At 32.1% G+C, this 6,176-nt stretch carries 6 protein-coding genes; 4 read left to right on the forward strand and 2 right to left on the reverse strand.

Annotation, left to right across the window (positions count from 1 at the left end; genetic code table 11):
• Positions 1-346 precede the first annotated feature (346 nt).
• The 4 genes from Q0409_RS09210 (at position 347) to Q0409_RS09225 (ending at position 5,178) form a co-directional block, all read left to right on the forward strand.
• Positions 347-901: a LemA family protein gene (locus Q0409_RS09210; RefSeq protein ID WP_298537378.1), complete on the forward strand. Its 555-nt coding sequence runs from the start codon at positions 347-349 to the stop codon at positions 899-901.
• Between the two features lie 58 nt (positions 902-959).
• The gene (locus tag Q0409_RS09215) at positions 960-2,747 is read left to right on the forward strand and encodes a DUF2207 domain-containing protein (protein WP_298537381.1); all 1,788 of its coding nucleotides are present in this window, start codon (positions 960-962) and stop codon (positions 2,745-2,747) included.
• A gap of 638 nt (positions 2,748-3,385) precedes the next feature.
• The gene (locus Q0409_RS09220) at positions 3,386-4,768 is read left to right on the forward strand and encodes an MFS transporter (protein WP_298537384.1); all 1,383 of its coding nucleotides are present in this window, start codon (positions 3,386-3,388) and stop codon (positions 4,766-4,768) included.
• A gap of 137 nt (positions 4,769-4,905) precedes the next feature.
• Positions 4,906-5,178 carry a hypothetical protein gene (locus tag Q0409_RS09225; RefSeq protein ID WP_298537388.1) on the forward strand — a complete coding sequence of 91 codons (273 nt, stop codon included), beginning with the start codon at positions 4,906-4,908 and terminating at the stop codon, positions 5,176-5,178.
• A gap of 47 nt (positions 5,179-5,225) precedes the next feature.
• On the opposite strand, the gene Q0409_RS09230 is transcribed toward Q0409_RS09225, so the two are convergent.
• Together Q0409_RS09230 and Q0409_RS09235 are read right to left on the reverse strand one after the other, a co-directional pair.
• Positions 5,226-5,567 (reverse strand): hypothetical protein, encoded by a 342-nt coding sequence (locus tag Q0409_RS09230; protein WP_298537391.1) that lies wholly within the window; start codon positions 5,565-5,567, stop codon positions 5,226-5,228.
• A gap of 10 nt (positions 5,568-5,577) precedes the next feature.
• A complete protein-coding gene (locus tag Q0409_RS09235) occupies positions 5,578-6,003 on the reverse strand; it encodes a hypothetical protein (RefSeq protein ID WP_298537394.1) in 426 nt (141 codons plus the stop codon).
• Between the last annotated feature and the right edge of the window lie 173 nt (positions 6,004-6,176).

Below are 6,176 nucleotides of genomic sequence, written 5' to 3' on the forward strand. Positions count from 1 at the left end.
CCTGCATTGCTAGGATCATTTGTAAGTGCTGCAAGCGGATATGCTCCAGTTTACTTCATTTCCTCATTCATTACATTGCTTGCATTGCCAATAGCTTTCTTTGCACTTAAAAAATAGTTTAATTAATTATCCTTTTTTTATATCAATTTTAAATCAAATATAGTTTACTTTTTATAAAAATATTAATTTTCATTAAATTTAAATATAAAAGAATAAATATATTAAGGAAAATAAATATTTTCATAGTGATTATAATCTTGATTTATTAATCGATTTTTTTATTATTGAAAATATTTCTAAGTCAATGATTGTAATAATTATAAAACAAATTATCGTAGGTGAAACTATGAATATTTTATTAATAATTTTAATAGTTATAATAATCATTATTCTTGTAGCTATTGTAGCTATTTACAATGGCCTTGTAACTGCAAGAAACAAAGTTAAGAACGCATGGGCTCAAATCGATGTTCAATTGAATAGAAGAGCAGATTTGATTCCTAATTTAGTTGAAACCGTAAAAGGATATGCAGCTCACGAAAGCTCTGTATTTGAAGATGTTACAGCAGCAAGAGCTGGATTGATGAATGCAAATGGCGTTAAGGAAATAAGTGATGCTAACAATCAATTGTCCAGCACCTTAAAGACCTTGTTTGCTGTTGCTGAAAACTATCCTGAATTGAAAGCTAATGAAAACTTCAAGGATTTGCAAGCTCAATTAGCACAAACTGAAGATAAGATTGCTTATTCCAGACAATTCTACAACGATTCTGTTATGATGTACAATAACAAATGCCAAACATTCCCAAGCAACATCTTTGCGGGAATGTTCGGATTCAAGGAAGCTGACTTCTTTGAAGCTGCTGGAGAAGCAAGATCTGTACCTAAAGTTGAATTCTAATCTCTAATAATATTCAATTAGTATGTGGGATTTTCCCATATATTAATAGGAGAAATACATGAATTTTAAAAACAAGGCATTGGCTATTCTATTGATTCTCATATTCTGCCTATCAGTATTGCCTGCAGTATCTGCTGTAGACTATTCAATTCCATATGCCAATGTGGATATACAGGTATACGATGATGGACTCATCAATGTCTATGAAGAGATTGACTATCATTTTGATTCCTCTGCAAATGGTGTTTACAGGGATATTCCCCTAAAGAGGAATCAATCGGTTGAGAATCTTCATGTTTATGTTGAAGGGGCTTATTCTGAGTACCAGATAATTAATCAAGATGGTATGGAAAGGATAAAGATCTATCTTTACCGTGATGCAGCAAAAACCAAAAAGATTCAAGCTGGAACTGATGTCAAGGTTTATCTCCAATATGACTTCACACATGTTGTAAAGATTTACAATGATGTAGGTGAATTGCAATACAAGGTTTGGGGAGATGAATGGGAAGAGGATTTAGGTGCATTGGATGCTGTAATTCGTTTCCCAGATGATAAGAAGCTTGAATATTGGATAAACCCTGCATACAGCGATGCCCAAGCCAAATGGTCCAATGGTACTTTATCAATCACTAGTGATGGTGTATCAGAAGGAAGCTATGTTGAAGCAAGAGCTCTCATTCCATTAGAGGAATTCTCATCAAGCACTCCTTATGCACAGCACATCAATAAGAATGCTGGAGATGAGATAAGGAGCATGCAAAAGAGTGACGCTGATACACAGACTCTCTTAAGCACTGTAGGTTCTATTGTCAATTATCTCATGGTTGCATTATGTGCCATTCCACTTGCTATCTATTATAGGTTTGGAAGGGAACCGAAAACTGATTATCAAGGAATATATGAGCATGAACCTCCAACCAATGACCCTCCAGCATTTGTAAATGCTCTTATGAGCGGTTTTGGAAAGAATGTCGGTGATTTGGATCAAAAGGCTTTTCAAGCTACAATCATGGACTTGATCAATAGGGGAAAACTTGGAGTGGACTCTGAAGAGGATACTGAATTCACTAAAACCACTTTCCTTACCGTAAAGTCCACCGATGGCCTTGAAAGGTATGAAAAGGAATTGATTGACCTTTTAAGAACTTATGAATTGAATGGAAGAATCAGTTTCTCATACATGCAGGATTGCCTAAGGGAAGAATACCAAGCAAGAGCTTATCAAGATAGATATAACACTTGGTGTCAAAACTTCAAGAATGACTACTTGCCTGATGAGACATTAAGCGAATACTTTGACCAAACAGGTTCAGACTATATGATGTACTTTGGAATAGGTGCGCTCATATTGGCTATAATCGTTGGTGCATTATCCATCTTCTTGCACTTTAGAGGAAGCTTCATAACAACTATCGTAGCAGTGTTCTTTGCAATCGTAGGCATTGGCTGTCTTATCATGCCATCTGGAATTGGAGGCAAATACACACTAAAAGGAAAGCTTTACACTGAAAGATGGGAGAAATTCAAGAAGTTCCTTAAGGATTACTCATTGATAAAGGAGCATCCTCCAGAATCAATTGCAATATGGAACAAGTATTTGGTCTATGCAACTGCCCTTGGAGTGGCTGATCAAGTCTATAAGGCAATGAAACTTCATGTTTATGGTGGATTGGACAATCCTAATTACACTGCAAATGACTTGTTCATGTTCTATTATCTTGGCGGATACAATCATGTAAACAGTTCATTTGCAACTGCATCATCTACCATTTCAGCTGCCAACAATGACTCCATAGGAGGAATCGGAGGCGGTTCCGGTGGTGGAGGTGGTGGTGCGTTCTAAAACCACCATCATTTTTTATTTTTTATCTAATTTTTTCTATTTTTTCATCAATTTTAATATTTAATATTTGATTAGAGTATTACTTTTATATTATTACTTTTACATTGTTATCCATTTAAAGAATAATACTCTTTATAAAGAGTAATACTGATTTAAGCTATTTTTAGCCATTTGTAATAAGAAAAACTTTATATGATTATTACTACTATATATTAAATAAGCATGATATTACTTTTTAGTAAATTTTTATTATTTTTGTAAAATATTATCGCTGTGTTACCTTAAAGTTAGATTCTGAAAGTTTATTGAAAATTGATATTATGCAAATTAAGATAATAAGTATAATTACTTATTTTCTCTCCTTAATGCATTTTAGGTAAGATTATGGCAATTTGCGGAAAAAGTTTATTTAAATCTTAAAAATCACTACAATCCAAATATTATTTAATAAATTTCTAAATCACAAAACATTATAATAGCAATCTCTTCGCAAATTGTTATAATCTTTATCTAGACTCTTTTTTTAAATATTATTCTATTTTTAGCTATTTTCCATTTCTGTACTGCTTTTAAAAATTATATAAAAATTTATATTAAATCTAAATTATAATTAATAATATCAATCGAAAGGTGTTAATGTGGGTATTGTTAATAGATTAGGTTTGGAAAAATCAGTTATTCTGCTTGCTGCAGTCGTTTCATTTGTAACCGCTTTTCTAGCAAACATTTCAGTGGCCCTTCCACTCATTGCACGTGAACTTTCAATGAGCAATATAGTTCAAAATTGGGTGGCTACAATATTTTTGCTTGCAATTGCTGCATTATCAATACCTTTAGGAAAATATACAAGCAAATATGGCCTAAAAAGGTCATTATTCATTGGGATTATAGTCACTATGATTGGAGTGATCATTTCCTGCTTCTCCTTTACCAGTGAACTACTATTGTTTTCAAGGGTCATTCAGGGAATAGGGACTGCATTCATCAATGTAGCTTCAATGGCACTAATCGTTTCTGCTGTCCCTCCAGAAACCCGTGGACAGGCTTTGGGATTGAACATTGCAGGAGTTTACATAGGATTATCATCAGCTCCTGTTATTGGTGGGATTGTTATTTATTACCTTGGATGGCAAAGTATCTTCTATGTTATGCTTCCTTTCCTTATATTTTCAGCTTATCTATGCCACAGTCTTGATGACGAATGGACTATGTATGATGGTGTTATAGATAAATTAGGATCAATTATCTATATGATTGGAATTTTGCTCTTTGTTTATGGATTCACTGTGATAAACACTGGATTAGGTAAGATATTATTGATAGTTGGTTTAGCCTTACTGATTTGCTTTGCGTATATTGAATTGAGGGTTGATAATCCTGTATTCGAAGTGAGATTGTTTAAGAATGCAAGGTTCTCCTCTTCAAATTTAGCATCCTTGATAAGTTATTTGGCAACATTTGTAATCACATACATAGTAACCTATCATTTTCAATACATTATGGGCCTAGATTCACAGATGTCTGGACTGCTTCTAATCGTGACACCAGTCATGATGGCAATATTGGCACCGATATCAGGAAGAATATCAGACAAGATAGATCCTCAAAAGCTTGCAGCCATTGGTATGGGATTTGTTACAGTAGCGATTCTGATTTTATGCTTCCTAAATGAGTCAACTCCATTATATCTCATTATAGTTGCAATGTTCCTTCAGGGAATCGGTTATGGATTGTTTTCAACTCCAAACACCAATGCGATAATGAGTTCTGTACCTAAAGAGGAAACTGGTACTGCTTCCGCATCCCTTGCAGCAATGAGAGTTATAGGTCAGACATTAAGCATTGGTTTGCTTACAGTTATCTTTGCATACATTATGGGAAATGTGCCTATTGTACCGGAATATTATCCATTGCTTATGGAAAGTTCAAGGATTTCCTGTATAATTTCAGCAATTCTATGTGTAATAGCAGTCTGTGCCTCATTGGTTGGATTAAGATCTGATGTTGAGTATGAGACTTAATCTTATCTTTTTACTTTTTTTATTTTTTTTTAAAAATAGTTAATTTTATGATTTTTCATCTTTTTTTTATTCATAAATGGTTTAATATAGCAAACCTTTATAAGTAACGAATTTTATAGTATTGTTCCGGTGATATGATGATAGGAAAAAGCAATATTTTAAGAAAACAGGAACAAGAAAAAGAGATCCCAGATTATGGAATTGGCCCAATTGTAGCTGCATACTTCTTAGGCTACCTCAAATCTGAAAATGGTGAAAAGATTGCAGATGAGGATATTGAAAAACTCTACATTGGAGCTTGTCTTAAAATGGGAATCGGTCCAGTGGAAGACCTTTCTGAATTGTTCCAAGTATTATTTGGCTTAGGTGAAGAGAAAAAAGATGATAAACCTCTTCAGTACTACGCTTAAATAAACTTTTTTTCTTTTTTATAATTTTTTAGATAATATATAAACATTCAATCCATTAATAGAATATGGCAACCAAGATAGAAATCAAAAAGATTGTTCTTTTTTGAAAAAGATTCCATATGACGGTATATTTTTTCTATTTCTTTTTCATAATATTCACGGCTATGTCCATTTGAATAATTTATAATATACTCCTTTTCAAGTTGAATGCAGTCGTACATAACATTTACATAGACTTTTCCCAATCCTTTAGGGATTGTGATTTTTTCTATTTCTTTTTTAAAAGTGTATATGTTATTTTTTTCTTCATCTGATAGCGTTTTGTAGATTTGTGGTGCGGGGTATTCATTTACAAGGGTGTTATCTTCATTTATTAGCTTATATATCATTTTTTTACCTTCATTTATTTTCAAATTTTAATTCATTTAAAACATTTTTCATATATTTTATAGAATTATTAATTTCTTCTTCAGTTAATGGATTTAATAATTTATAATCGGCTTTTTTACGTAATCTATGTAATTCATATAAATTTTTACTTGCTTTCATCTTTTCATACTTTATTAAGCAATCTCTAACTTGCCTATGTTCAGAAACATATTTTTTTCCTTCTGCTTCATATTCCCACTTTTGTTTAAGTTTAAATCCTGAAATTTCTTCTAACCATAAGAGAGCATAGGAATAAGCACTATAATATGCCCTATTTATTATTGTTCCATCTACTGCTCGAGATTCAATATCTGGTTTTATATACATTGCTTTATTCTCTTCCAGCAATAAGGTAAATTTATATAATTGGTATTGAGGATATTTTTCTATATTCATGGTATCACTTCAGTTATCAAATTCATTCTTTGAGAACTCAATGATCTTCCAATAAATCCCAATACTCAATCATTCATTTCAAAAACATAGTATATAATGTTATCGATTTTTAAATTGAATATTATTGCTTTAAATCAATTTTATAGACTAATTAAAATATTTTTTTAGATATA

This window comes from uncultured Methanobrevibacter sp. (assembly GCF_937898925.1).
GTDB lineage: Archaea > Methanobacteriota > Methanobacteria > Methanobacteriales > Methanobacteriaceae > Methanobrevibacter.

Excerpts from the sequence above, each read along its gene's own strand:
- Q0409_RS09210 (WP_298537378.1), top strand. The coding sequence starts at position 347 with ATGAATATTTTATTAATAATTTTAATAGTTATAATAATCATTATTCTT.
- Q0409_RS09230 (WP_298537391.1), bottom strand. The coding sequence starts at position 5,567 with ATGATATATAAGCTAATAAATGAAGATAACACCCTTGTAAATGAATAC.
- Q0409_RS09235 (WP_298537394.1), bottom strand. The coding sequence starts at position 6,003 with ATGAATATAGAAAAATATCCTCAATACCAATTATATAAATTTACCTTA.
- Q0409_RS09215 (WP_298537381.1), top strand. The coding sequence starts at position 960 with ATGAATTTTAAAAACAAGGCATTGGCTATTCTATTGATTCTCATATTC.
- Q0409_RS09225 (WP_298537388.1), top strand. The coding sequence starts at position 4,906 with ATGATAGGAAAAAGCAATATTTTAAGAAAACAGGAACAAGAAAAAGAG.